Source organism: Bartonella refiksaydamii (genome assembly GCF_902652675.1).
Taxonomy (GTDB): domain Bacteria; phylum Pseudomonadota; class Alphaproteobacteria; order Rhizobiales; family Rhizobiaceae; genus Bartonella; species Bartonella refiksaydamii.
The window spans coordinates 1-26,075 of record NZ_LR736303.1; the positions used below are offsets into that span (position 1 = coordinate 1).

Genomic DNA, 26,075 nt, shown 5'->3' on the forward strand with positions numbered 1-26,075 from the left:
CCATGACAGATTTAAGATCGTCGTATCAAGAAGCTTTTGCCTTACACGCCTCATTCTTGCCAAAAGCTTATCGGGATTAAAAGTCGTAGTTTTTTTTCTTCCAAAACCAAAAGAGACATACTCTTTTTTCCCATACATGACACAACGTTGGAGAAACAAAAAACGTGCGGCTCTTTCAATCTTGGAGAGGCTCTCTGCTTCAATAGAAGCAAGTTCAAAAAACAACTGTCTCGAACAAACTAACCACTCCAGCCGTTTGGCTAATTCATCTTTTGGAATTATCCATATTGATTGATTAATCTCCTCCAACCGTATACGCTTAATTGGCATTGAACGAACACCTGTTAAAATTAAAAGCTTTAAGGCTAAATTTGATACAATATTATCATCTAAGGGCTAATAAAATTCAGGAACTTCTTTCCATGGCATAGCCGGAATATTTTGAATAAATTTTCCCAATAAGGCTTTTGCTTTTGGTACCAATTGCATATCCACATCTATGCCACGTGCTGCGGCATGTTTTATTAGCAATATTCAAACACGATAAAGCCTTGCTTGCTGTTTCGTTTTTAGTTTTCCAAATAGGGGATAAGCACTCTTTTATATCAATCTGCGTCAATTCAGTAATTGCTATATCTCCATGCTCAGGAAAAACATGCAATGTAAGAGGTGTTAACCACCTTTCTGCTGTTCCTTCATTCTTCAATTCACTTTTCTTAGCTTCAAAAGCGCTTAAAATAATTTCTCTTAAAAAAATACTATCAACCGCCCGCCGTAATTTTTCATTTTCCTTTTTACGAATCGGGTCAATACCTTGGTTTAAAAGATCACGGCAAGCTGTAGTCTTAAACCTTGCTTTTTCAAAGATACAACGCTATAAGAGCCTAATCCCATTTCACGACGTTTTTTATTGAAATCGAATCGAAAAACTCGACGCCCTTGATTCTGTGCCGTTTTGATAAACCATAGCCCAACTCCATCCGCATATTTACCTTTAGGTAAATTTTTTACAGATAAGGCGGATAATCTATCACGGTTCTTGTTTTCCTATTACTTTTTAAACCACCTTTTGAATTGCGCTTTTGACAGATTCATCAGATAGCAATGTCGTATATAAAAGACAATTAATTAAATAAAAACAATAAAAAAAGATAAACAACAACATCAAGTGAGACTGTAGGAAATCTCTAACTGGTGCGGTCGAGAAGACTTGAACTTCCACGGGTTGCCCCACAGCGACCTCAACGCTGCGCGTCTACCAATTCCGCCACGACCGCATGTGGTGAAGCAAAACATATAATTATCTTGGCTTTAACAAATCATAAAGCAAGGTACAAGCCTATTCTCGCTTTCTCATGATTTATTTTACTTGAATAGCCTATAGCTTAAAATGTAGACTTCAAAATAAGATTTTACTATGGCCTTTGAATCATCATCATAAAATGAGCCTGTATACCTAGATCTTGTTCATAACAACCATGAAAACTTGTTGTAATCGTCGTAGCACCTTGCTTTTGAATCCCCCTCATAGCCATGCACATGTGTTCAGCTTCGATCAATACTGCAACACCGCGGGGCTCAAGATGTTCTTCTAAAGCATGAGCTACTTGAGCTGTCATAGCTTCTTGTGTCTGTAAACGACGAGAAAAAACTTCTATCACACGCGCAATTTTTGAAAGGCCAACAACCTTTTTATCTGGAAGATACCCGATATGAGCTCTACCGACAATTGGAATCATATGATGCTCACAATGTGAATAAAAAGAAATATCTTTCACTATTATAGATTCATTATATCCTGAAACCTCTTCAAAAACTGTGCCCAAGATTTCTTCAACCGATTTGCTATAACCTGTAAAAAGCTCGCGATATGCTTTAGCTACACGTTTTGGAGTATCTAAAAGCCCTTCTCGATTTGGATTTTCTCCCACCCATAAAAGCAATGTACGAATCGCCGCTTCCACCTCTTCAAAGCTAGGACGCTTTTTCCCAGATAAAAATGGATCTTTTGTACCTCCTTTAATAACATTATGCATTTAAAAACTCCAAACTCACCCTTTACAAAGCATTTGCCACATATCTGTTTTATTTTGTATAATCTCTATATAAGTGAATTAAAAGCTTAAACAATCACGACTCTCGAAATTTCAGGCAATGGCTCATGATTGACGATATCTATAGTGATAAAATACTTGAATATGCCGCGCATATAAACAGAATCGGATATCTGAATCATCCAGATGCAACTTCAAAAAAGCATGCACACCTCTGCGGTTCAACAATCACTGTAGATCTAAAAGTAAAAGATTACATTGTTACAGATTTTGCCCATGAAATACATGCATGTGTGTTAGGACAAGCTTCAGCTTCACTTTTAGCATCTCATATTATAGGACAAACAACAGAAAATCTTAAAATGTTACGTGAAGTTATTTATCATATGCTAACGAAAGGTGGTCCCCCTCCTCAAGCCCCATTTGAAGCATTTTCTTGCTTACAGCCCATTAAAAACTATAAAGCACGTCACTCATCAACAATGCTTCCCTTCGATGCAACCTTAGATTGTATTAAACAAATTGAAGAAAAATAAATGTTCAAATCACAACCTCAACGAAAAAAGAGACAAACTCGAAATTATACGGGATCTTGGCAAAAAACACCTGGACGATTATTGGGCATTTTCTTGATACGTATTTATCAAATAACACTTTCTAGTTTTATAGGAAATCAATGTCGCCATGCTCCAACCTGTTCAGAATACACTTATGAAGCGATCGCACGCCATGGACTATGGGCTGGTGCATGGATGGGGATTTTTCGTATCATGCGTTGTGGTCCATTTGGAACATATGGATTTGATCCTGTCCCCACCTCTCTTGGAAATTCTTGTTGTTTTTATAAACCTTGGCATTACTGGAAAATTTCTATAAAACATAACAAATAGTTCTTTTCTTTTTTCGTATGTATTGATAAAAAATAAAACTATTGGCCTTAACTGATTATTACGAAGTTTTTACAAGACCATCCGCAATCGTTGGCGGAATTGGATTAAAGAGGTGTTTTATGTCGTGCTCTGTTTCTCTTTTATTTCCCGATGGTTCAAAACGTAATTATCCCACCAAAATGACTGGCTTGGAATTGGCAGAATCAATTTCTAAATCGCTTGCAAAAAAAGCAATCGCCTATAACCTTAACGGAAGCGTTCGAGATCTCTCGGATCCCATAGAAGAATCTGGCCAAATAGAAATTATTACCCGAGAAAATCCGTGTGCTCTTGAACTCATACGTCATGATTGTGCACACGTCCTGGCTGAAGCAGTACAAGAACTTTTTCCTGAGACGCAAGTAACAATAGGCCCCGTTATTGAAAATGGTTTTTATTACGATTTTGCACGTCAACAACCTTTTACATTAGATGATCTCACCATCATTGAAAAAAAAATGCGTGAAATTATTCAACGCAATAAGCCTTTCAAAAAAGAGATTTGGTCTCGTGAAAAAGCTAGAGAGATTTTTTCTGAAAAAGGTGAATTTTATAAAGTTGAGCTTATTGATAGCATCCCTGCAAATCAAGATATAAAAATTTACTATCAAGGTGATTGGTTTGATCTCTGCCGCGGCCCGCACATGCAATCTACTGGACAAATTGGGAATGCCTTCAAACTGATGAAAGTTGCAGGAGCTTATTGGCGTGGTGATGCCGATAAGCCAATGCTAACGAGGATTTATGGTACAGCGTTTATAAACGAAAATGACTTAAAAGCTTATCTACACATACTAGAAGAAGCTGAAAAACGTGATCATCGCCGCTTGGGACGTGAAATGGACCTGTTTCATTTTCAAGAAGAAGGGCCAGGAATGATTTTTTGGCACAAAAAAGGCTGGAAAATGTTCCAAAATTTGACCAACTATATGCGTAGACGTCTTGATGATCATCAATATGCTGAGGTTAATGCACCGCAAGTTCTCGATAGATCACTTTGGGAAATATCTGGCCATTGGGAATGGTATAAGGAGAATATGTTCAAAGTAATTCCAGCAGCTGAAGATTGGAACAATGAAAATGTTTGCGCTCTTAAACCAATGAATTGCCCTGGTCATGTACAGATCTTTAAACATGGTTTAAAATCTTACCGCGATTTGCCTATAAGGCTTGCTGAATTCGGTCTTGTCCATCGTTATGAACCTTCAGGATCTCTCCATGGCCTTATGCGTGTACGTAGCTTTACACAAGATGATGCGCATATTTTTTGTACAGATGAGCAGTTAGCCGATGAATGCCTCAATATTAATGATTTGATCTTATCCACTTATGCTGATTTTGGATTTAAAGAAATTAGTCTTAAACTTTCAACACGCCCAGAAAAACGAGTTGGATCTGACGCATTATGGGATCATGCAGAAAATATTATGAAATCCGTCCTTAAAACTATTGAAACAAGATTCTCAGGACAAATCAAAACAAATATCCTTCTAGGTGAGGGTGCATTTTATGGTCCAAAATTTGAATACACATTAAAGGATGCTATTGGTCGTGAATGGCAATGTGGAACAACACAAATAGACTTCAATCTCCCCGAACGTTTTGGTGCATTTTATATTGATAAAGATTCAGAAAAACGTCAACCAGTCATGATTCATCGTGCTATTTTTGGATCAATGGAACGTTTTCTTGGTATATTAATCGAGAATTTTGCTGGACACATGCCACTTTGGCTTGCACCTGAGCAAGTGGTTGTAGCGACAATTACATCAGAAGCAAATGAATATGCAAAAAAAATAACAGCAAAACTTAAAGCTGTTGGGCTTTCTGCGACATCAGATCTTCGTAATCAAAAAATTAACTATAAAATACGAGAACATTCTTTACAAAAAGTTCCCATAATTTTGGTATGTGGCAAACGTGAGGCTGAGACAAATAGCGTCAACATGCGCCGCTTAGGAACTACGGACCAAGTCTTCTTGTCTATAGAAGAAGCAATTAAGCAACTAGCAGATGAAGCAACAGCACCAGATTTATACCGTTTAATAAACGCTTAACATACGCTAAAAGATAAAAAAACTATAAAATGAAGAGAGGCATTGTTACCGAGCTCTGTCAAGCACTCGTTTACATTCAATTAATTCAAAAAGTATTTCCTGTAACAATGCTTTATCAGTCTTGTCTTTGTAAACATTAACGGAACCGACAGGCGCCTCTCCTTCACTCTTCATGAAATTCAAAAGCCCAAAAGAAGATTTCTTAGGCTTGCTGCTGGTAGATTCGGAAGTTTGTCCTGCACGTTTCTTTTCTATCACGACATTCATGGCATCAAGATCGCCATTACCAAATGCAGTAACAAAAGCAATACCGTTCTCTTTCAAAAGACGCTGCACACCTTTTATCGTATACCCCTGCTCGTATAGTAACTGTTTAATACCATTGAGTAAATCAACATCAACTGGACGATAATAGCGCCTCCCACCACCACGCTTCATTGGCTTAATTTGCCTAAAACGTGTTTCCCAGAATCTCAAGACATGCTGCGGAAGCTCTAATAACTCGGCTACTTCGCTAATTGTGCGAAAAGCATCAGAGCTCTTATCCATTTTGCAACACCCTATCTAAAACACTAGAAACGATTCTATAATGATCTATCAAGTTTCAAATTTCTCAACAAGATTAGTCAAAAATAGGACCATACTTGACTACATTTTAACTAAAAAGCCGTTTACTTAAAACAAGATTCCAAATTCTCATCTTACCTAAATCTCTTTAACAAATACTAGACACAGCAACAGGGCTTATTTAACAGTGTTGTTCTTTTGTCTTTCACGATGCGAGTCTAAAATTCTTTGTTTAAGTACATTTGCAGCTTTAAATGTTACGACACGTCGCGGTGGAATCGGTGCTTCAACACCGGTTTTGGGATTGCGTCCAACGCGTTCACTTTTATTGCGGACTTGAAAAGTCGCAAAAGAAGATAATTTAACTGCTTCACCTCTCACAAGCGAATTGCAAATTTCGTCTAAAACCAACTCAACCAAAGCTGCCGATTCAGTGTGTGACAAGCCCACTCTCCTACAAACTACGCTCGCTAAATCTGCACGCGTTACTGTTTTACTTGTCATTATAACCACCTATTTAAATATTTAAAATTACAAAATGACTTATACGTTTTATTCAAATATGGTCAAGCGACTATAATCTACCAACGAATAAGAATTGCCCCCCATGTAAACCCTCCCCCCATAGCTTCTAGCATGATGAGATCGCCTTTTTTAATTTTTCCATCACAAAGAGCCGTTGTTAAAGCCAATGGCACCGACGCTGCAGATGTATTACCGTGTTGATCAACAGTAATTACAACTTTATCTAAAGAAATTCCCAATTTTTTAGCTGATGCTTCAATAATACGTTTATTAGCCTGATGAGGCACAAACCAATCTAATTGTGATGAATTTATACCCGCGGCAGCAAAACAATCATCAACCACATCTGTTATCATGCCTACTGCATATTTAAAAACTTCTCGTCCTTCCATGCGTAAATAACCCGTTGTTTGCGTTGTTGAAGGACCACCATCAACATACAGTTTATCAATATAAGCACCATTAGAGCGCAATTTCGTAGACAATATGCCACAATCAAAAGCAACCCTCCCTTCATTTTCCTGCGCTTCCAAAACAGCAGCTCCAGCCCCATCACCAAATAAAACACATGTAGTACGATCTTTCCAATCCAAAATTCGAGAAAATGTATCAGATCCAATAACTAAAATTCTTTTTGCTGCTCCACAGCGTAAATAGCTATCTCCTGTTGTTAAAGCAAAAATAAAACCGGAGCAAACAGCTTGAATATCAAAAGCAAATCCATGGCTCATTCCCAAAGCATATTGAATTTCAACAGCAGAAGCAGGAAAAGTATGGTTTGGTGTTGAGGTTGCTAAAATAATACAATCAATGTCTTTTATCGTGAGTCCAGCATTCACAAGTGCTGCTTGTGCAGCTTCAACTCCTAAAGAAACAGTAGTTTCATTCTCATTGGCAATGTAACGTTTGCGTATTCCTGTACGCTGAACAATCCATGAATCAGATGTTTCAACAAACTTCGCAATCTCATCATTCGACAAGCTTTTTTGGGGCAAGGCACTTCCTACACCACGTATAACGGATCGAATCATTCATCCCTAACCTTTTCTTCATACCTTTTACTTATATTATAAAAGCTTATCATAAGGACTCCTCATTCATCCTCACTTCATCTTCTTGATCAAAAAGTGTTTCTTTATTCTCATGAAAGCGTCGTAAATCAGCTGTTATTTTTCTTAAAAGTCCATTATTAACCATCTCATAACCAACGCGAATAGCAGAAGCAAAACCGTTAGCATTAGCACTGCCATGACTTTTTATGACAACACCATTCAAACCTAAAAGCACCCCACCATTCACCCTATCTGGATCCATTTTGTGTTTCAGCGTACGAAAAGCACCCCGCAACAAAAAGTAACCAAGAGATGTAAAAAAAGAGCTGCGCAGTGCAGAGTTTAAGATTTCCGCTATCTGTCTCGCAGTCCCTTCTGCGGTTTTTAAAGCAATATTACCAGCAAACCCTTCCGTTACAACAACATCCACTGTTCCCTTTCCAATATCATTGCCTTCAACAAATCCTTTATATTCTAATCCTTCTAATTGCACTTCACGCAATATCATTCCAGCTTTTTTAATTTCATAAAGGCCTTTAACCTCTTCAACACCCACATTTAAAAGCCCAACACTTGGCCTTTCAGTGTGATATAAAGCGCGAAACATACCTGCCCCCATCACCGCCAAATCAACTAATTGGCTAGCAGATGCACCAATCGTCGCGCCAATATCCAAAACGATACTTTCACTGCGAAGCGTCGGCCAAATACCCGCAATCCCAGGACGCTCAGCCTCTGCCATCATTTTCAAACAAAAATAAGACATTGCCATGAGTGCACCAGTATTGCCAGCAGAAATGCAAGCATCTGCTTCGCCATTCTTTACTGCTTCAATTGCATACCACATTGATGATTTACCGCGCCCATTGCGAAGTGCTTGACTTGGCTTCTCATCCATACGTGTATAACTTTCTGTATGATAGAAGCGCGACACAGAAGCCAAACAAGGGTATTTCTTTAAAACTGGCTTAACAAGCTCCTCTACTCCATAAAACAGAAAATAAATATTGGAAATTTTTTTTTGTATAATTGCTGCTCCTGCAATAGTTGCTTCCGGACCATAATCACCACCCATTACATCCACAGAAATTCTAATCACGTTCGCATATCCCACATCTTTTTACGCTTTTAAACGCATATTATAACTTTTTGCTATTGAACAACTACAAAGCATAGCATGTGAAAATAGCTCCGCAGAAAATACCGTTTTTATAATGGTATACAATAGATAATTTTTTTATATTTTTACAACTGCTTCCAACTTTTCAAAACAGAAAATGGCGATAATTTTTGCTCTGCTTCTTCCAAATCTTCAAACACACGCATCTTTACCCCCTCTTTGCGCGGATAATGATTAATGGACAACTCAAAAAATTCTTCCATAACTGCACCGATATCAATTTTATCACCATAAAATACCTCTGGAATATCTAGCCCTTCCACATCCAAAAACAATTCTCCTGTATCCTCCGACATTTTTGGCTTCATCAAATTTGAATCTTCAGGAACAAAAACAACCTCAATATTTTCACGGAGAATATTTTCTAGTGGTTCTAACGTAACAACACATAACTGCATTATACGCGCCCGCAATAGACCTTTTATACGCACCCCGCGCTTTTTCCACGGAAAAATATGAAATTTTCCCTCACACATCTTTACTTCAACTAAATCATGATTCTTAGCTAAATGAGCACACTCTCGCTGGTTCGCACAAATATGAACCCTTATACCTTTGGCGGGAAGAGAACGTACTGATATTGGATGAGCCAAAGCAAATGTTATTTGAGAAACACTTTGAACATTCATTGACAACTCGCAAATACATAAAGGGTGTAATACACTGCACTTTTATCTAGCCAAAGTACATTTCATTCATTTTTCTCTTTTCTAAAGAAATTCTGTATGGCATAATCTATTTTATAACAGGGAAACTCAATGTATGCTATGGCAGATTAAGCTAAAATGAGAAAAAATTGAGGTTACCTTCTTGTCATATATTTAAGCATAAGGAAGATATCATTGTTTCAGGTGCCTCACATAGTGGCCTTAATCAAACAGAAGTTATTGATTGGTCTATTAATAGCCAGTATGGCAGCAATTGCCGGTTGTAGTATTCTTGATTCTTCAGGTACAAGCCAACTCTACCAAGAAGGTTACATCCTTGATAAGAATGCTCTTAGTTCCATTTCTGTTGGATCAAGCCAAGAGCAAGTTATTTTAACTTTAGGGACTCCCTCGCTAAAAACAAAATATGATAATGAGGTTTTCTATTATATCTCACAAACTCGCTACCGTGCGATGCAGTTTATGAAAACTAAAATTATTGATCGTAAAGTTTTGGCTATTTACTTCAATAAAAATAATCAAGTTACTAAAATAGCCAACTATGGTCTACAAAATGGTCAAATATTTGATTTCATCGCACAAACAACACCAACTGCTACAAGAGAGCAGCCTTTCTTAATCCAAATTATTAAAGGTCCTGCGAATTTACCAACTTATAACTAATTAAAGTATAACGGCTTGCATACAATCCTAGTGATGTTAGAACTGATAACATTGGGATTGTAGCATTGCTTTTAGGAGCGAACTTTTTTTGCCATACTGTCAAGAATTGCATTGACGAGCTTTGGTTCGTCACCGTCAAAAAATGCCTTTGCTATATCTACATATTCATTCGTAACAACAGCAACAGGCACATCTTGACGGTTGATCAACTCCCATAAACCTGCACGCAAAATTGCGCGTAGTATAGAATCAAGGCGCGAAAGCGACCACTCTGCGGAGAGTTGTTGATGAAGCATAGGATCAAGCTGTTTTTGATTCTGTACAACACCCGTGATAATAGCCAAAAACCATTGAAAATCAGCGTCAAGATACTGATCCCCATCAATATCTTTTCCTAAACGATAAGCCTCATATTCAGCTGCCGTTTCCATTACACCAGAACCGACTATATCCATTTGATAGAGTGCTTGAACAGCAGCAAGCCTTGCTGCTCCTCGTTTGTTGGCTAAACACGGAGAATGTCTTCCTTTTATATCAGACATATTTAATGATTATCTCCAAATCTCTTTTTTAGAGCGATCATACATAAAGCAGCTTCAGCGGCAAAACCACCTTTATTTTTTTTATCCTGTTTTGCACGCGTCCATGCTTGTTTGTCATCATCAACAGTTAAAATACCATTTCCAATCGCCAAGCGTTTATGAACAGTTAAATCCATTAATGCGCGACAAGAATTATTTGCAACAATTTCAAAATGATATGTTTGACCACGAATAATACAGCCAAGTGCTACATAACCGTCGTAAGATACCTTATTATTATTTTTTTCAGCAAAAGCTATTGCACTTGGTATTTCTAATGCTCCAGGAACTGTTACAATATCATAGCTTGCTTCGGCTTTTTGCAAAGCATTCACTGCACCTGTAAGAAGTGCATCAGAAATTCCATCATAAAAACGTGCTTCAACAATCAGTAAATGTGGCTTTTGATGTATCTCTTTTATCATAACGAAATCTCACAAGAAAAAGGAAGCAAAGAATTTAAAGTCATAGAGTACAAAGTTCTAAAAACTAATAATAAAATTTTGCTTATTCATCTTTTATTCTAAAACCTGAAAATTTTGCAGCATAACGAGCAAACTGATCTATTTCTAAGTTGACCTGATCTCCAATCTGAGCTTGCCCCCAAGTCGTCATTTCAAGTGTATGACGAATAATCAGAACATCAAAAATACAATCCTCAACACAATTAACAGTCAAAGACGTCCCATTAAGTGCGATAGAACCTTTATTTACAATAAAGGACGTAAATCGTGTTGGGATTTGTAAGAAAAAACGAACTGCATCACCTTCATTTTTCTTATCAATGATATCAGCCAAACCATCAATATGACCAAAAACCAAATGTCCACCCACTTCATCACCCAGTCTGAGTGAACGTTCTAAATTAATACAAGTTCCTTTTGTCCATTGTGCAAGATTAGTCAAACGTAATGCTTCTTCCCACGCTTCCACAGCAAACCAACTGGTATTCGCTTGTTTTGATCCTCTCTCAACGATTGTCAGACAAATTCCTGAACACGCAATTGATGCACCAATTTCTAAACTTTCTACAGCATAGCGTGTAGCAATATTTAAACGCACTCCTTGCACTAAAGGTTGAACATATTCAACACAACCGATATCCGTTATAATCCCTGTGAACATAACGTTTTACGCCTCCATTTATAAAAACGGTCATTTCCAAACATTCTTGACTCAACTTCATGAAATTGCGAGAGATAATTTCCAAAATGAGGGGCTTCAATGCGGTTTTTTCCTAAAATAACGGGTGCATAAAAACATATCAAATGATCCACACAACCAGCATTTAAAAACTTTTCCCCTGTCTTTACACCTCCCTCAAGTAAAATGCTATTGATTCCACGTTGATAAAGCAGCTGTAAAATGGCAAAGGGCTGTATGCAACCATTGCTCATTTCTACCGAATACACAGATACACCACACTGCTCCAGCGTACTCATTTTGCTTTTTGGGGAAAGATTTGTATCACAAATAATCCATGTAGGAATTCTTTTTGCTGTTTGGACAACTTTTGCATCAAGTGGGATGCATAAATCTGCATCCAAAATAATACGTATCGGCGAACGCATCTCCATCCCTGGCAAACGACAATTTAATTGTGGGTCATCCGCTAGTATAGTGCCAATACCAACGAGAATAGCATTATTTTGAGCACGTAAAATATGAGTATGCGTGTGAGAAATCGTTCCACTAATTTTTATTCCACCCTGCCCTTTTTTTCCAACACCATTATCAGCAGAAATTGCCATTTTTAAAGTAACAGCACAGCGTTGTAACTTCCTTATACACCAATGCGTACACAACGCTGCAAAAGCTTCTTCAGCTAGAATGCCTTCAACCACTTCAATACCAGCCGCACGTAAAAGAGCAATACCACGACCATCAACTCGCTTATCTAAATCAGTAAGAGCAATAACAACTCGTGAAATACCTGAATCAATAAGCGCATTCACACACGGCGGAGTTTTGCCATAATGCGAACAAGGTTCTAAAGTCACATAAGCGGTAGCACCCTGAGCTAAAGTACCCGCCATTTGCAAAGCCTGCACTTCAGCATGAGGACTTCCGTGAATAGCTGTTACACCATAACCAACAATGGATGTTCCCGTACCCTCATCGTTTCGCACAATCAACGTGCCAACTGAAGGGTTCTCACCCGTAAGACCGACATGACGCTCCGCTAAACGGATAGCTGCAGCCATGAACCGTTCATCTTGCACTTTTTTATTCATCAAGACGAGATTCTGTACCAGTTATACTCTTTGACAACTCGTCTATAACATCGTGAAAATCGCTTGCATTACGAAAATCTCGATAGACAGAAGCAAAACGAATATAGGCAATATCATCAATGCTTTTCAAAGCTTCCATCACAAGAAGCCCAATTTTTTCTGAAGAAACCTCAGGTTCTCCTAAACTCTCGAGTTGGCGTACAATGCCAGAAATTGCTCGCTCAATATAGTCTGGATCAATATTGCGTTTACGCACAGCTATATCAACTGATCGCATCAACTTATCGCGATCAAATAGCTCACATCGACCACTTTTTTTACAGACTAAGAGCTCACGTAATTGAACACGTTCAAAAGTTGTAAAACGACCACCACATATAGAACACACACGTCGTCGACGAATAACTGCCCCCTCCTCCACAGGACGCGAGTCTTTAACCTGTGTATCTTCATATTGGCAGTAAGGACAGCGCATCTGTTTTGTGCCCTTAACAAATGCTAAGATAAGAGTAAAGAGGAAATTTATTCGTTATATCCTCCACCTTTTTCTTAACAGCCATCTCAACGGCATGATTCTCATCATCGCCTTTTACCACCTTAAGTCCATCAAGAACTTCTGAAATCAATTCACCAACTTGAATAAACTCTTTTTCTGCAAAACCACGCGTTGTCGCAGCAGGTGAACCCAAACGAATTCCTGATGTTATAGATGGCGTTTCAGGATCAAAAGGAATACCATTCTTATTACAGGTAATATGCGCCCGTCCTAAAGCCAATTCAGCACGTTTTCCTGTCACATTTTTGGAACGCAAATCAACCAACAACAAATGATTATCTGTACCGCCAGACACAATATTAAAACCATTACTCTGTAATGTTTTTGCTAAGATTTTAGCATTGGCAACAACATTAGCACTGTAACTCTTAAAAGAAGGCTGTAAAGCCTCTTGAAATGCAACAGCCTTAGCCGCAATCACATGCATCAAAGGACCACCTTGAAGACCGGGAAAAATCGCCGAATTAATCTTTCTGGCTAAAGCTTCATCATTAGTCAATATCAAACCACCACGAGGGCCTCGCAATGATTTATGCGTAGTAGTTGTTACAATATGCGCATGTGGAACAGGTGAAGGATGAACACCGCCAGCAACTAAACCCGCAATATGAGACATATCAACAAGGAAATAAGCACCGATCTCATCTGCAATTTCACGGAACCGTTTCCAATCCCATAAGCGCGGATAAGACGAACCACCTGCTATAATAAGTTTGGGCTTACGTTCCTTTGCAAGACGCTCAACTGCCTCCATATCAAGAATCTGATCTTCTTGACGCACACCGTAGGACACAACATCAAACCATTTTCCGGACATATTGACAGATGAACCGTGCGTAAGATGACCACCAGCATTTAAATCCAATCCCATAAATGTATCACCAGGCTGAAGTAAAGCTAAAAACACAGCTTGATTCATTTGACTACCAGAATGGGACTGAACATTCGCAAAAGTGGCACCAAAAAGCTGTTTTGCCCTTTCAATTGCTAAATCTTCAACAACATCAACAAATTGACAGCCTCCATAGTAACGCTTTCTTGGATAACCTTCTGCATATTTATTGGTTAAAACGGACCCCTGTGCTTCAAGAACAGCTCTTGAAACAATATTCTCTGAAGCAATCAGCTCAATTTCATGCTGTTGACGCTCAAACTCCCTCCTCATTGCATCAAAGATTTCAATATCAACAGTTTGTAAAGTATCATTAAAAAAGCGCTTTTGTGTGTCATTTTGCTGCTGAGTCATAAAACACATTCCTAACATTAAAAAAATAAAGTCATTGAACGATAACATAGCAAATCACGCAAACCAAACACTTTAAACCATTTTCACTCAAAAATGGTATAAATATTTATCTTATCCTTGGTAACATAAACAACAAAGCTCTCCCCCCACACAAAAATGTTGCAAAATGGGTATTAAGTTTCCTCTCATCTACTCTTACTTGTCACACTTTTTAAAAGCAAAGAGATATATAATCTCAAGAAATTCAATAATTTAATAACTATCATTTAAATCGGTAATAATTTAAAATAATTGATAATGTGATAAACTGAGTATGGCTGCAAAAAATGAATTCAAGGCTAGTAGAATGACAACGAAAGTTTTTATTGATGGTGAACATGGAACAACCGGATTACAGATACAAAAACGGCTAGCAGAGCGCTCAGATTTTAAATTACTCTCTCTTGCTCATACAGATCGGCATAACATTGATATCCGAAGAGACTATCTTAATCAAACCGATATTGCCATTTTGTGTCTTCCAGATGATATTGCACGCGAAACAGTTAACTGGCTTAAAAATAATAAAAATATTAGAATTATTGATAGTTCCACAGCCCACCGTGTTGCAGCAGACTGGGTTTACGGCTTTCCTGAAATGACGGCAGGACAAAAAAAGCGTATCCAAGCAGCACACTACGTGACCAATCCAGGATGTTATCCTACCGGCGCAATTAGTTTGATTCGGCCTCTCCGTGAAGCCGGTCTGCTAGATGCTTATTATCCCATATCAATTAACGCAATCTCTGGCTATACTGGTGGTGGGAAACAATTGATTGCACAAATGGAAAACTTATCTCAACAAAATAATATTCAAGAAAATTATTTTGTTTATGGTCTCAATCTCGCACACAAACATATCCCAGAAATTAAAATCCATGGACAGATCAACCAAACACCAATTTTTGTACCAAGTGTAGGTCGTTTTCCCCAAGGAATAATTGTAAATCTTCCACTACATCGCCATTTATTTACAAAATCAGCCAATTGTTCTAATCTACGTGAAATTCTTGAGAACCACTATGATGGGCAGAACATCATATCAGTTGCTTCACAAGAAGAAACAGATGCTCTCACAAAACTCAATCCAGAATGCTTAGCACATAAAGATGGGATGAAATTATTCGTGTTTGGCAATGAACGTGAAGGAATTTTCAATCTTTGTGCCATATTCGATAATTTAGGGAAAGGTGCATCCGCAGCTGCTGTTCAAAATCTCGACTTAATGCTTTTAGGAGGATAAACTTCTCTGAGTGCAAACTTTTACTCAACAGCACGGATAAGCTCCTTTTGTTGCTCGCCAATGTGCAACTGAAAAACATAAGATTGCTAATGCAACACTTTGGTGAATGAGCCCCAAACTTATGGGAACTTCATGTAACAGAGTAAGAATACCCAAAAGTGCTTGAATAATGATCATAATACATATAATAAATGCACGGTGAGAATGGGTTGAATGTGGAAGTTTTTTTTGTACATACAGTGCATGCATGACTGCTACAATAAACAAAAAATAAGCAAAAAAACGGTGAACAAATTGAACCGTTAAGGGGTTTTCGAATAAATTGAGCCAAGCAGGATTATGCTGCAACAATCCATCAGGAATAACCTGCCCATCCATAAGTGGCCACGTATTATAAACTTTCCCAGCGTGGAGTCCTGCAACCAAAGCACCTAAATAAATCTCTATCAAAATGAAAAAAACAAGCCAACCGGCAAAATATTGAATTCTTTGATTTGTTGGTTTTTCTGAGTATTCTGTGAATCCTCGAGATAAATAAGTAACAAAAATAATAACAAAACATGCTGTTATAAGATGAAATGCTAAACGATATTGGCTTACACTTGTCAAGTCACTTTGACCAATACCTGAAGCCACCATCCACCAACCAATAAAACCTTGAAATGCAATAAGTATCGGCACAATGATAAGTTGGAGCAAAATATTTTTTTCAATACGCTTCGTCGCCCAAAACCAAATTAAACCAAATAAAGCCACAAGACCAACGAGACGTCCCAACACGCGATGCGCCCATTCCCACCAGAAAATCACCTTAAATGCACTTAACGTCATATCACGATTAAGCAGCTTATATTGCGCTATCTGTTGATATTTTAAAAATTCCTCTTGCCATTGCTCCACACCAATTGGTGGAATGACACCGTGAATAGGCTTCCATTCGGTTATCGATAACCCTGATCCTGTCAGACGGGTAGCCCCTCCCACTAAAACAATTGCCAAACAAAGAAATAAAATAAAATAAAGCCACACTTGAATTTGTTTTCGATATTTCTTTTGCAACGGTGTCAAAACATCATCATTCAATCTTTTTACAGCCATCTTTAATTGCCCCACGTCTTTCTCCAACCACAACTTATTTCAAAATCTAAATATTAAGTCTTAGCTATTTTTAATATGTACAGCAAGTTTAACACAAGACAAGCATACCACTTACAACATGCGATTAGCATTCTGCAATATTTATGATGTAACCACACGGTAAACAGTTTTTGGAAACCTGCTCACCATTTGCATCATCCAATCCTGTTCACTAAGAGCCATACTACAAATGTAATGGTCTGTTAACTCTGCAAATTGCTCAAATCCATATTTGGGCTCACTCGCCATTTCCAAAATGATAAAATCATAATCTTTTTTAAATTCTTGTACTAGATTAGGGATATCATTTGAAAAATCTTGTGCACAAACAGCACTCGTTAGCCCCTGAGGAAGAATATCAACCCCAGTGTCATAATCACGATAAATAACATCCTGCAACTGGGCATTCCCAGTTAAAATATCGCTCAATCCCCGATGTGGACCAATAACTTTTTCTATTTGTTGACCAGAAATATCTACCAATAGAATTGTTTTACGCTCTTTTACGAGATGAAGAGAGAGCTTTGCTGCCGTCCGTGCAGCCTCTAGCCCAATGATTGAAACAACCGTTGAAGCACGATATTTCAAAAAATCAGATAATTCCTCTATTGTAATAAAAGACTCAAGGTTTTTCGTTCTCTTAGATACTAAAACGCTCTCATTGTTTTTGGAGCTATTCTCTTCCAATTTATCTTTTTTTGTTCCAGAGCATTGATGAAACAACAACACGCCTCCCAAAAGAATGATTAAGCTTGCAAACACGCCAATAATAATGTTTTTTCCGTAAAGAGCCATAAAAGAAATTGGCGCTAATGTTGTTGGCATAACCACATGAATCTTTGTATTTTGCAAGAGAGAAGAATTTCTTTTTGTCTCTTTGTTTTGAGCATCTACCACGGCTTTTATTTTATTTTCGAGTTCATTAAATAATTGATTTAAAGATTGAGATTGATCTGTCACAAAAAGGCCAATCCTTTCTTTTAGCTGGTTTTCAAATTCCGTTGCAATGGCTTCGTCTGCATGAACTTGATGAACAATCTGCAAAATTTTATTTTCTAGTTGATGAGAAACTACCTCTAATTCCGCAGTCATTGCCTTAATTTGAGGATGTGTCCAACCTAATTGTGCAACCATATGTGCTCTTTGTGTCTCCAAAAGATCACGCTTAGATTCTAATGCAGAAATCATTGAATTACTTGCAATAAATGATAAAGACAGTAAAGACTGTCCGTTTTCACGCATCATGTTAATAGCTGAGCACAAACTCGTTAAATGAATACGCTTTAAAGTTGCTTCCGTTAATTGCACAGAAAGATCTTTAAGCTCTGTTTGTTTTACATTGCGGTAAATAAAAGAATCAACAGATGAACGAAAGTCTTGCATTATATTTCGTACCGTTGCCTTATCATAGTGCTGGTCCGCTTTCTTTTCCGTTAACAGTACTTTTTCTTTTACAATTGGTTGTGAAAATGCAGAAAACAAATCCTCTAACCCATGTTGAGCAGCTTCAAAAGTTTCAGCTTCAAAAGTAAGATCAATGAGATCACCATTACGAGACAAACGAACATTTTCACGCAAATCTTTCTTCTGATAAATATTTAAAGAAAAATTATGTAAGTTTGAATCATTTAAAAGTATAGGCTGTAAAAATAAAAAGGAGAGAACATTGTTTTGTTTATCAATTGGCAATGGTTTTCCCACAGAATCAGATAACGAAAATGTTAAGGTTGCCCGATATATCCGTGGTTGAATAAAGTAATACAACAAAATCAAAAATGTACATAGCACTACTAACAGCAAAATGGACAAAACATTTCGTAATTTCATGCGTACAAACAGTCTTTTATTATTCTTAAGACTCATCTTTATTTCAACCAGTAAAATACTTCATATCTTTTTATTAAGAGAAAGTAGTAACTATCCTCTTAACTTTAAGTCATATTATTCTGAGATAAGAAAAGCCTAAAAATGAAGAAAAAATGTACAGAAATATCTCAAAAAACTTTAATCCATATTCTGTTTGATACGATCTAATCGTTTTTTTGCTTCGTAGCTAAGTACTGCTCTAATGGTAACGGAACCATCATCATGTCCTTCCTGCATTATTTCGCCAGAGTTTTCATAAAACCAATCAATAAGAAACATTTCATGAGGTCTTAAGAGACATTCAACGTTTTGCATTTTACCAAAAATTCGCTTTTCAATTGCTATTAATAATTGATCTAAACCATCACTCATGAGCGCTGATACCATTACTGCAGGATTTAACTGTGTTTTTGCGCTTGTTTGCAAAATATTCAATGCGTGCTCATCCAATAAATCAATCTTATTCCAAACTTCTATAATATGCTCTGTGTCATCAACATTGATACCAAGACTCAAAAGCACTTCCAAAACATCTTTGGCATGTGCATAATGATCAACATCTGCCATATCTCTCACATGAAGAATGAGGGAAGCTTCAACTACTTCTTCAAGAGTTGCTCGAAAAGCTGCAATCAAATGCGTTGGTAAGTTAGAGATAAAACCTACAGTATCAAATAAAAGAATAATTTTTCCATGAGGAAGAACAACTTTGCGCAAAGTTGGATCAAGCGTTGCAAACAACATATCCTTTGCTAGGACATCTGCACGAGTTAAATTATTAAAAAGAGTTGATTTTCCTGTATTGGTATATCCTACTAAAGCTACAACAGGATGGGATGTTTTTTTTCTCTTAGCTCTATGAAGAGCACGTGTTTTAATAACTGTTTTCAATTCGCGGCGGATACGAATAATTTTCTCTTGCAAAATACGCCTATCCGCTTCAATTTGAGTTTCACCAGGACCGCCTAAAAAACCACGTCCACCACGTTGCCTTTCTAGATGTGTCCAACTGCGTACAAGCCTGCTTTTTTGATAAGATAAATGCGCCAACTCGACTTGCAAAACCCCTTCTTTTGTTTGCGCGCGATCTCCAAAAATTTCAAGAATCAAAGCTGTTCTATCAATAACTTTGCAATTCCATAATTTTTCTAAATTACGTTGCTGCACTGGTGTTAAAAAATAATCTATAACCGCAAGCTCAATAGAATATTCACTTATATAATGGGCAAGCGCATCTACTTTACCCTTTCTCAATAAAGTTGCAGGACGAAGCGCAGCAATATTCACCGTTTCATAATGAACAACGTCCAACCTTATAGCACGGGCCAACCCCAATGCCTCTTTAACCCGAGAAGATACTGAGCATCTACTGGAAGCACTTTCACTTCTGTTTTCTTGGCAAATTGGTATCAAAACAAGCGAGCGCACCCGTTTTGCAACCTGTGAAGAAAATCTCCAAAATCTCTCATTTTCATTTATCACGGCAATCTAAGAATTTTATCAAACGGAATAAGAAGACTAGAGTAAAGAAACTTGCTTATTCAGAATTTTCACTTTCAAACATCTGTACAGGTTGTCCAGGCATAATTGTAGAAATAGCATGCTTATAAACCAACTGCGCATGACTATCACGACGTAAAAGAACACAAAAATTATCAAACGAGGTTACAATACCCGTCAGTTTAACGCCATTTACAAGAAAAATTGTAAGAGAAATTTTTTGTTTGCGCACCGTATTTAAAAATACATCTTGCAGGTGTTGTGATCGTTCTGCCATTATTCTTACACCTTCATCTCGAATTGCATGAAATATTCGTGCACGCATATCGACTGAAAAATATCAAATTGTCAACGTAGTAGCTTCAAAATTAGCAAAAGACAACTTAATATCGAGAAAAAACTATCCAATTTATAGCAGTGAGTACCACAACTTGTAAAAATTTGTCATTCAATACGAGATTCTCCTTAAGTTGACTTTTTATGAATGAAAATCAAAAATAACCTTTTCAGAAAATATAATGGCTGTTTTCTCTCGTTTACAATTAATAGAAATGAGGCAATAGATAAAAGCATGATTTATTAATTTATCATTAACACAAGAAAAGATAGACGGCACAACCACAAACGCACCTACACGCCGCATTTTTTTAATACCGAGCTTAACTGTCATTAAATTGTTTTCACTCAGATATAAAAGTCGCATAATTTTCAACCTGTAGGAGAAAGTTGTAAACAGTATTTTTATTATGCTCAAGTACTACCTTGTTTTTATTGCACTTTATACCATTTTTGAACACGATAAAGTAATCGCATTAACTTTATCTTGATAAGTTTTCAAAATTTTGCCCTTAACATATTCCTTTCTAAATAATTAACAGCTAGTATACTAGAATATCTGGAGGAGGACGTATCCTTTTTCCATCTGTAAGAGTACGAGGCGAGTATGGCACGCAGAACCAAATTACAAACATTTGAAGTTGAAGTTGAAGAAGCTCTCACAAAAGCTATGAACTTTGATTTTGATAATGCTGCAATCGAAACGATATCATTCAATAATTCTGAAAATGTCGTTAATGTAGATGATTTGATTCAAAAGATTGCAATGGCAGAAGAAGAAATTTTCACTGAAAACGGTACTTCAACTCTTGTCTCAGATATTCATGACAACGCTGTTATTGATGAATCCGTTGTTGAGCAGCTTTTTGCTCCCAAACCCACACCTGAACTTTCAGGTGGAACTGTTAATAACACATTATTGTCTACAAAACTTCTTCCTGCTAACGATGATATAACAACTCCTTTAAATTTTGAATTATTAAAAGAGCGTTCTACCTCTCGGATCTATTGGTGTACAACAGCACTCAGTGTTTTATGGGCAACAGGAGGTGCTTTTATTGCTCATAAACTAGCTCCTGCTGGTTTTAATTCCTTATCGAATATCACCACCTTTGCCTTATCTTCAACAGGTCTAGCTGTAGCAGCGGGAACGGCAATCCCTATCCTTATATCTTGGGGATTTGCTCAATTAACAAAACGCTCAAACGAATTACATAATATTGCTCTTCTTATGACAAATGCTGCACAGCGCCTCAGTGAACCGCAACATATATCTGAAAAACAAGCTATCGCTATAGGACAAACTATTCGTGAAGAAGTAGTAGCAATGAATGAGGGAATTGAACGTACCCTTGGGCGTGCTGTCGAACTTGAAGCGATTATACAAGGTGAAGTCCATAATCTGGAACAAGCTTATGCTGAAAATGAATCGCGCATTTATACATTAATCAAAGAATTAAGCAATGAACGTATAGCCATTTTGAATCATGCTGATCGCGTACAATCAACAATTAAAGGAACACAGGAACAGCTAAGTGATGAATTTGGCTTAGTTACCTCAAAAATTATAACCAATGTTGAAAAACTTGTGCAAACTCTTTCCCAGACTTTACAAAAACAGGGTGAAGATCTTGTTGCAAAACTTTCCTATGCCGGTGATGGTGTAACAAATAAGCTTGTTGAAAAATTTAATGAAACCACGACACAAATTCAGCGAAGAAACACAGAGTTTTTCTATGAATTAGGGAAAAACTTTGATAGTTTCTCAGAACGTTTCGATAATAATGAAAAACAAATAGAAAAAAACTTTAATGAAACAGCTGCTAAAACTGAAATGCACATCGCTAAAATTGCAACACGTATACAAACGGTCACAGACCAAACATTCCATAATGTTGATGAAAAATTTAAAGCACTGGATGAATCCATTATTAATCGCAATAATCAATTTCTACAGGGTTTTGATGAAAAAATCATACAACTCGATGAAAAAGCATACAAACTCTCTTCTAAGTTTGATAATGTCACTTCTGAAGCAATTGAAGCCTTTGAAAACCGTTTAGCAACTGTTGATCTCTCTCTTAAAGAACACAGCGATTCTATAATCGAATCCTTCATAGCTCGCAGCCAAACCCTAGAAGATAATGCTGAAAAACTGAGTAATTTCTTAGAAAATCATATCTTGCAAATTAACACAAATCTCCAAGAAAGAACCGCTGATATTACCGAAGCGTTTACAAATGGGCATGAAACTATTCTTTCCACAATCGACAAAAGCAAAGAAAGACTCAGAGAGGAAGTTCAATATGTCGATAATGCAATTGTTGATATTATACAGGAGCGTTCGCAAGACTTCAAATTACAACTCTCCGATCAAAGAACTCTGATAGCAGACATGCTCGATAACGAAAAAAATAAAATCGCTGATACATTAAAAAATCAGATTGCTGTTCTAGCTCAAAATACTTCAAGTCTTGAAAAAGTTTTGATTGACAATGTTCAAATCGTTGATCAGCATGCTGAAAGTCATCTCGCAAATATAGTTCAATGTACAGATAAGCTACAAGAAGTCATTGTAGAAAGCTGCAATACAACAAAAGAAGCTTTAGAAGCGCAAGCTAGAAATATTGATATACGTGCTGACGCTCTGCGTGATTCTTTAGCGATTAATAGTTTTTCTCTTAACGAAGTTCTTGCAGATCAAGCGCGCACTCTCGAGCAACGGATGGAAACAATCCATAATCTCATAACCAAAAGTGATATACATGTTGATGCTGCATTAAAACAGCAAATAGGTTTAGTCGAGAATGCAATTGTTTCCAACAATAGGAGCATCACTGAAACTGTGCAAGGTCATATCAAAAACCTCAAAAACCAAGCTGAAATTTTAAAGAATACTCTCTCTCAATCTAGTGGGACATTCTTTGAAACCCTTGAAACACGCATGGAATCTTTCGACGCAAATTTAGAAGTTCGCGCACACAAAATTTTTGAACGTGCAAGCACACTAGAAGAAACATTGTCAGAAAAACTTGGACAAGTATGTGAAACCATCGAGATGCAAGCATCTGCTCTTGACGAGCGCTCTGATACATTAAAAACATCTATCATGCTTAATAATGAACAAAGTAAAATAATGCAACAAGCACTGAAAACAAGCATTGATAATATACGAATCACGTTAGAAGATTCTGTTAACACAGTTACAGGCAGCTTACGTGATAAAGTTTTAGAAGCTTCTGATATTCTTTCTTCTACGGGTGAGCAAATTCTTTCATCTGTAACCGATGTTGCTACGAAAGCGGAAAATGTTCTCTCAACATCTGGGAATCGCATTGTATCAAACGTTAAACAAACAGTTTATGATACCAGTGAAAAAGTTCTGTCTGTACTGTCTGAACAAACCGCTCATACTGTCGAAGCCTTTACAATGGCCAGTCATAATGCACAAGCTTTGTTGAATGAAACAATACACACTTCAACAACAGTAATTGAACAAGTTCTTAGCGAACGTTGCAATGTTTTACATCACTCCATGCAGAATCTTAAAAATAATTTAGGATATCAGCTTTCTGATGTGAGTAGCCGTTTGGAAGAAGTGAACAATCAAACAGCTACTCAAATTTCAGAACATGTTGGAAAAATCACAGAGCTTACAAACCACTTAAATCAAGCTGCGCAAAATACAACGGAGTCAATTGGTCATTTAACACAGCATATCGGTGAACAACTCTCCCTCTCAACACAAGATGCTGAACAAAGGATTTATGCTCAGAATGAATCTTTAGTAAATAGCTTGGCACAAACCAACTCTGAAACACTTCAAACAGTAAGTGCTATGAAAGAAGATCTTGTCAAGAATGTCTCATCCATCGTTGCACAATTAAACCAATCAATTTACAGATTCCATGAAAATAGTGATGTTTTATTATCAGCAGTTCAAAATATTGATGGTAAATTTAGTGAAACAGCGAGTAATTTTTTCCGCAATACTAACCAAGTAGCAGAGCATTTATCAGCCTCAAATCAAGCACTCAATAACAATGTTGAAGTTCTGCAAGGAATCTCACAAAATACATTTGAGAAAATTAGTCATATAACAAGTAGTTTTGGTGAGCATGCTAAGACACTTTCTGAGACTGTTCGCGTTCTCGAGCAATCTGAAAACTCACTCAGTATAACACTCGAAGAAAAACACAACACACTTTCTGCATTAAGCAATGCTCTTATTTCAAAGTCTAATGAAATCAATCAATTGATTGAACATTATGAAAATATTCTCAACTCAGCACTTGAACGCACTGACAAAAGTGCGCGTAACTCCACGCATTCACTCCAACAATCACTTAATCAGCTTATTAATGAAGCCTCAATACGTTTTTCAGGAGCAGCAGAAGATATACGTCGCTCAGCCGATGAAGTTCGTATAGAACTTTCAAAAATTAATAAGGATATTAATGAGAATGTTCAAAATCTTCCAGCAAAAACGAAAGAAACAACCCAAACGATTCGCACTGCTCTGAATGAACAAATTACAGCATTAAAGGATTTGATAAACGTTATACAAAAAAGCAATCAAAAGAATGTGAATGAGCCACCAATATCGGCAATTCCTACATCACCAACGCTGAAAAGGAGTGATAGTATTTCCTCTGAAGTCATTAAGAAGATAGTACCACCTAAACCTACTTTGCAGCAAAACCATAGCAAAAAAAGGCCCAATAAATGGGTATCGAATCTCCTAGAAAGAGCTTCACGTGAGGAATCGTGGTATGATGAAATGCCTAATGATGCTGTTTTTACACAAGTACAAACAAAACCACGTCCTGCAAATGAGTCCCTTAATTCATTAGCAGCAGGTATAGTAGGAGCTATTAACCATAATGCTGTCGTTGAACTATGGGATCATTATCAGCGTGGACAAAAAAATATCGTAACAGAACGCCTTTACACTTTGAACGGAAAAACAATATTTGAAATGATTAAGAAAAAATATATGAACGATGTTGATTTTAAACGTTCAGTTAATCAATATATTGCGGATTTTGAAAAACTATTACGTGATGTATCGCACAGTTCTGGTACTTCCAACACAGTTAGAAAATATCTGATATCAGATACTGGAAAAGTGTACACTATGCTTGCTCATGCGAGTGGTCGTATCCAATAGATAACAATAGAAGTGAGAAAAGATGTTTTTTCCATTTTTTCTTTTCCAGTTGCATTCATCACCCATCGTCATGCAACATGCTGGTTGCAAGTGTAGTGTGTTGTATATCAAAAGTGGAAGGATAATTAGCATTCGTTTTTTATGATATTCTAAGCAATAGCCCTATTTAAAACATCATATCCAATGGAATAAGCATGATCTCTCATACTTCCCTTATTAACCATCTTCAACTACTCCACCTATAAATTATGCAAAGAATGAACTATATGTATAAAATGCTCATCATGATTTTTACTGCTAAATCTTCATTCATTGAAACACATATACTTGCCACACATACATGGCTCTTTTCATCAGTGCTTAAATTCTTTTTTGCTAGCATATTAACAATAAAAAAGTTTTTAAAATTATACGCAGTTTAGGTTTTACAAACAGTGGTTTATAAACCCCATACGCATATAAAGAAATAAAG

General features: G+C 37.0%; 23 protein-coding genes, 1 tRNA gene and 3 pseudogenes. 6 read left to right on the forward strand and 21 right to left on the reverse strand.

The window, feature by feature from the left end; genetic code table 11:
• The 6 genes and pseudogenes from GQO39_RS05520 to folE all read right to left on the reverse strand — a co-directional run.
• Positions 1-330 (reverse strand): annotated as a pseudogene (locus tag GQO39_RS05520) (hypothetical protein); the annotation flags it as partial.
• A gap of 66 nt (positions 331-396) precedes the next feature.
• Positions 397-531 (reverse strand): hypothetical protein, encoded by a 135-nt coding sequence (locus GQO39_RS09400; RefSeq protein WP_256375698.1) that lies wholly within the window; start codon positions 529-531, stop codon positions 397-399.
• Positions 532-598: 67 nt separating this feature from the next.
• Positions 599-706 (reverse strand): annotated as a pseudogene (locus GQO39_RS09495) (phage integrase central domain-containing protein); the annotation flags it as partial.
• Positions 707-819: 113 nt separating this feature from the next.
• Positions 820-963, reverse strand: a pseudogene (locus GQO39_RS09465) (hypothetical protein); the annotation flags it as partial.
• Between the two features lie 229 nt (positions 964-1,192).
• Positions 1,193-1,277: transfer RNA gene (locus GQO39_RS05535), tRNA-Leu, on the reverse strand.
• Positions 1,278-1,415: 138 nt separating this feature from the next.
• Positions 1,416-2,036, reverse strand: coding sequence for a GTP cyclohydrolase I FolE (gene folE / locus GQO39_RS05540; protein WP_007554013.1), 621 nt, complete (start codon positions 2,034-2,036; stop codon positions 1,416-1,418).
• Positions 2,037-2,161: 125 nt separating this feature from the next.
• Between folE and GQO39_RS05545 the strand changes: the two genes are divergently transcribed.
• The 3 genes from GQO39_RS05545 (at position 2,162) to thrS (ending at position 5,040) form a co-directional block, all read left to right on the forward strand.
• Positions 2,162-2,590, forward strand: a complete 429-nt coding sequence (locus tag GQO39_RS05545) for an iron-sulfur cluster assembly scaffold protein (RefSeq protein ID WP_156851303.1) — start codon at positions 2,162-2,164, stop codon at positions 2,588-2,590.
• The gene (gene yidD, locus GQO39_RS05550) at positions 2,591-2,944 is read left to right on the forward strand and encodes a membrane protein insertion efficiency factor YidD (RefSeq protein ID WP_156851305.1); all 354 of its coding nucleotides are present in this window, start codon (positions 2,591-2,593) and stop codon (positions 2,942-2,944) included. It abuts the gene before it with no gap.
• 119 nt (positions 2,945-3,063) lie between these two features.
• On the forward strand, positions 3,064-5,040 hold the full coding sequence (gene thrS / locus GQO39_RS05555; RefSeq protein WP_156851307.1) for a threonine--tRNA ligase: 1,977 nt from the start codon (positions 3,064-3,066) through the stop codon (positions 5,038-5,040).
• 45 nt (positions 5,041-5,085) lie between these two features.
• On the opposite strand, the gene GQO39_RS05560 is transcribed toward thrS, so the two are convergent.
• From GQO39_RS05560 to GQO39_RS05580, 5 genes are all read right to left on the reverse strand, one after another.
• A complete protein-coding gene (locus GQO39_RS05560) occupies positions 5,086-5,589 on the reverse strand; it encodes a MerR family transcriptional regulator (protein ID WP_156851309.1) in 504 nt (167 codons plus the stop codon).
• Between the two features lie 195 nt (positions 5,590-5,784).
• A complete protein-coding gene (locus tag GQO39_RS05565; protein ID WP_007553997.1) occupies positions 5,785-6,111 on the reverse strand; it encodes an integration host factor subunit alpha in 327 nt (108 codons plus the stop codon).
• 77 nt (positions 6,112-6,188) lie between these two features.
• Complete coding sequence (locus tag GQO39_RS05570) at positions 6,189-7,163, reverse strand: beta-ketoacyl-ACP synthase III (RefSeq protein WP_156851311.1); 975 nt, start codon at positions 7,161-7,163, stop codon at positions 6,189-6,191.
• A gap of 49 nt (positions 7,164-7,212) precedes the next feature.
• Entirely contained in the window at positions 7,213-8,283 is a 1,071-nt protein-coding gene (plsX, locus tag GQO39_RS05575; RefSeq protein ID WP_156851313.1) for a phosphate acyltransferase PlsX, read from the reverse strand.
• A 146-nt stretch (positions 8,284-8,429) separates the two neighbouring features.
• Positions 8,430-8,993 carry a YceD family protein gene (locus GQO39_RS05580; RefSeq protein ID WP_156851315.1) on the reverse strand — a complete coding sequence of 188 codons (564 nt, stop codon included), beginning with the start codon at positions 8,991-8,993 and terminating at the stop codon, positions 8,430-8,432.
• 222 nt (positions 8,994-9,215) lie between these two features.
• On the opposite strand from GQO39_RS05580, the gene GQO39_RS05585 reads away from it, so the two are divergent.
• Positions 9,216-9,695, forward strand: coding sequence for an outer membrane protein assembly factor BamE (locus GQO39_RS05585; protein ID WP_156851340.1), 480 nt, complete (start codon positions 9,216-9,218; stop codon positions 9,693-9,695).
• 71 nt (positions 9,696-9,766) lie between these two features.
• Here the strand turns inward: GQO39_RS05585 and nusB are convergent, their stop codons facing one another.
• From nusB to glyA, 6 genes are all read right to left on the reverse strand, one after another.
• Positions 9,767-10,237 carry a transcription antitermination factor NusB gene (gene nusB / locus GQO39_RS05590; protein ID WP_156851317.1) on the reverse strand — a complete coding sequence of 157 codons (471 nt, stop codon included), beginning with the start codon at positions 10,235-10,237 and terminating at the stop codon, positions 9,767-9,769.
• A 2-nt stretch (positions 10,238-10,239) separates the two neighbouring features.
• Positions 10,240-10,701, reverse strand: coding sequence for a 6,7-dimethyl-8-ribityllumazine synthase (locus GQO39_RS05595; protein WP_156851319.1), 462 nt, complete (start codon positions 10,699-10,701; stop codon positions 10,240-10,242).
• 82 nt (positions 10,702-10,783) lie between these two features.
• Entirely contained in the window at positions 10,784-11,401 is a 618-nt protein-coding gene (locus GQO39_RS05600; RefSeq protein WP_156851321.1) for a riboflavin synthase, read from the reverse strand.
• Positions 11,383-12,510, reverse strand: coding sequence for a bifunctional diaminohydroxyphosphoribosylaminopyrimidine deaminase/5-amino-6-(5-phosphoribosylamino)uracil reductase RibD (gene ribD / locus GQO39_RS05605; RefSeq protein ID WP_156851323.1), 1,128 nt, complete (start codon positions 12,508-12,510; stop codon positions 11,383-11,385). The genes GQO39_RS05600 and ribD overlap by 19 nt, the downstream gene beginning before the upstream one ends.
• The gene (nrdR, locus tag GQO39_RS05610; RefSeq protein ID WP_156851325.1) at positions 12,503-12,985 is read right to left on the reverse strand and encodes a transcriptional regulator NrdR; all 483 of its coding nucleotides are present in this window, start codon (positions 12,983-12,985) and stop codon (positions 12,503-12,505) included. Before nrdR ends, ribD begins: the two co-directional genes overlap by 8 nt.
• Positions 12,986-12,998: 13 nt before the next feature.
• On the reverse strand, positions 12,999-14,312 hold the full coding sequence (gene glyA / locus GQO39_RS05615; protein WP_156851327.1) for a serine hydroxymethyltransferase: 1,314 nt from the start codon (positions 14,310-14,312) through the stop codon (positions 12,999-13,001).
• 346 nt (positions 14,313-14,658) lie between these two features.
• Here glyA and argC point away from each other — a divergent pair, with 346 nt between their 5' ends.
• Positions 14,659-15,594 (forward strand): N-acetyl-gamma-glutamyl-phosphate reductase, encoded by a 936-nt coding sequence (gene argC, locus GQO39_RS05620; protein WP_156851328.1) that lies wholly within the window; start codon positions 14,659-14,661, stop codon positions 15,592-15,594.
• A 24-nt stretch (positions 15,595-15,618) separates the two neighbouring features.
• On the opposite strand, the gene GQO39_RS05625 is transcribed toward argC, so the two are convergent.
• The 4 genes from GQO39_RS05625 to hfq all read right to left on the reverse strand — a co-directional run bounded on the left by GQO39_RS05625 (position 15,619) and on the right by hfq (position 20,374).
• Positions 15,619-16,707, reverse strand: coding sequence for a COX15/CtaA family protein (locus tag GQO39_RS05625; RefSeq protein WP_156851329.1), 1,089 nt, complete (start codon positions 16,705-16,707; stop codon positions 15,619-15,621).
• Positions 16,708-16,833: 126 nt separating this feature from the next.
• Positions 16,834-18,594, reverse strand: a complete 1,761-nt coding sequence (locus GQO39_RS05630) for a hypothetical protein (RefSeq protein ID WP_156851330.1) — start codon at positions 18,592-18,594, stop codon at positions 16,834-16,836.
• Positions 18,595-18,735: 141 nt separating this feature from the next.
• Positions 18,736-20,079: a GTPase HflX gene (hflX, locus tag GQO39_RS05635; RefSeq protein WP_156851331.1), complete on the reverse strand. Its 1,344-nt coding sequence runs from the start codon at positions 20,077-20,079 to the stop codon at positions 18,736-18,738.
• Between the two features lie 55 nt (positions 20,080-20,134).
• A complete protein-coding gene (gene hfq / locus GQO39_RS05640) occupies positions 20,135-20,374 on the reverse strand; it encodes an RNA chaperone Hfq (RefSeq protein WP_156851332.1) in 240 nt (79 codons plus the stop codon).
• Between the two features lie 666 nt (positions 20,375-21,040).
• Between hfq and GQO39_RS05645 the strand changes: the two genes are divergently transcribed.
• The gene (locus GQO39_RS05645) at positions 21,041-25,603 is read left to right on the forward strand and encodes a hypothetical protein (RefSeq protein WP_156851333.1); all 4,563 of its coding nucleotides are present in this window, start codon (positions 21,041-21,043) and stop codon (positions 25,601-25,603) included.
• Positions 25,604-26,075: the final 472 nt, after the last annotated feature.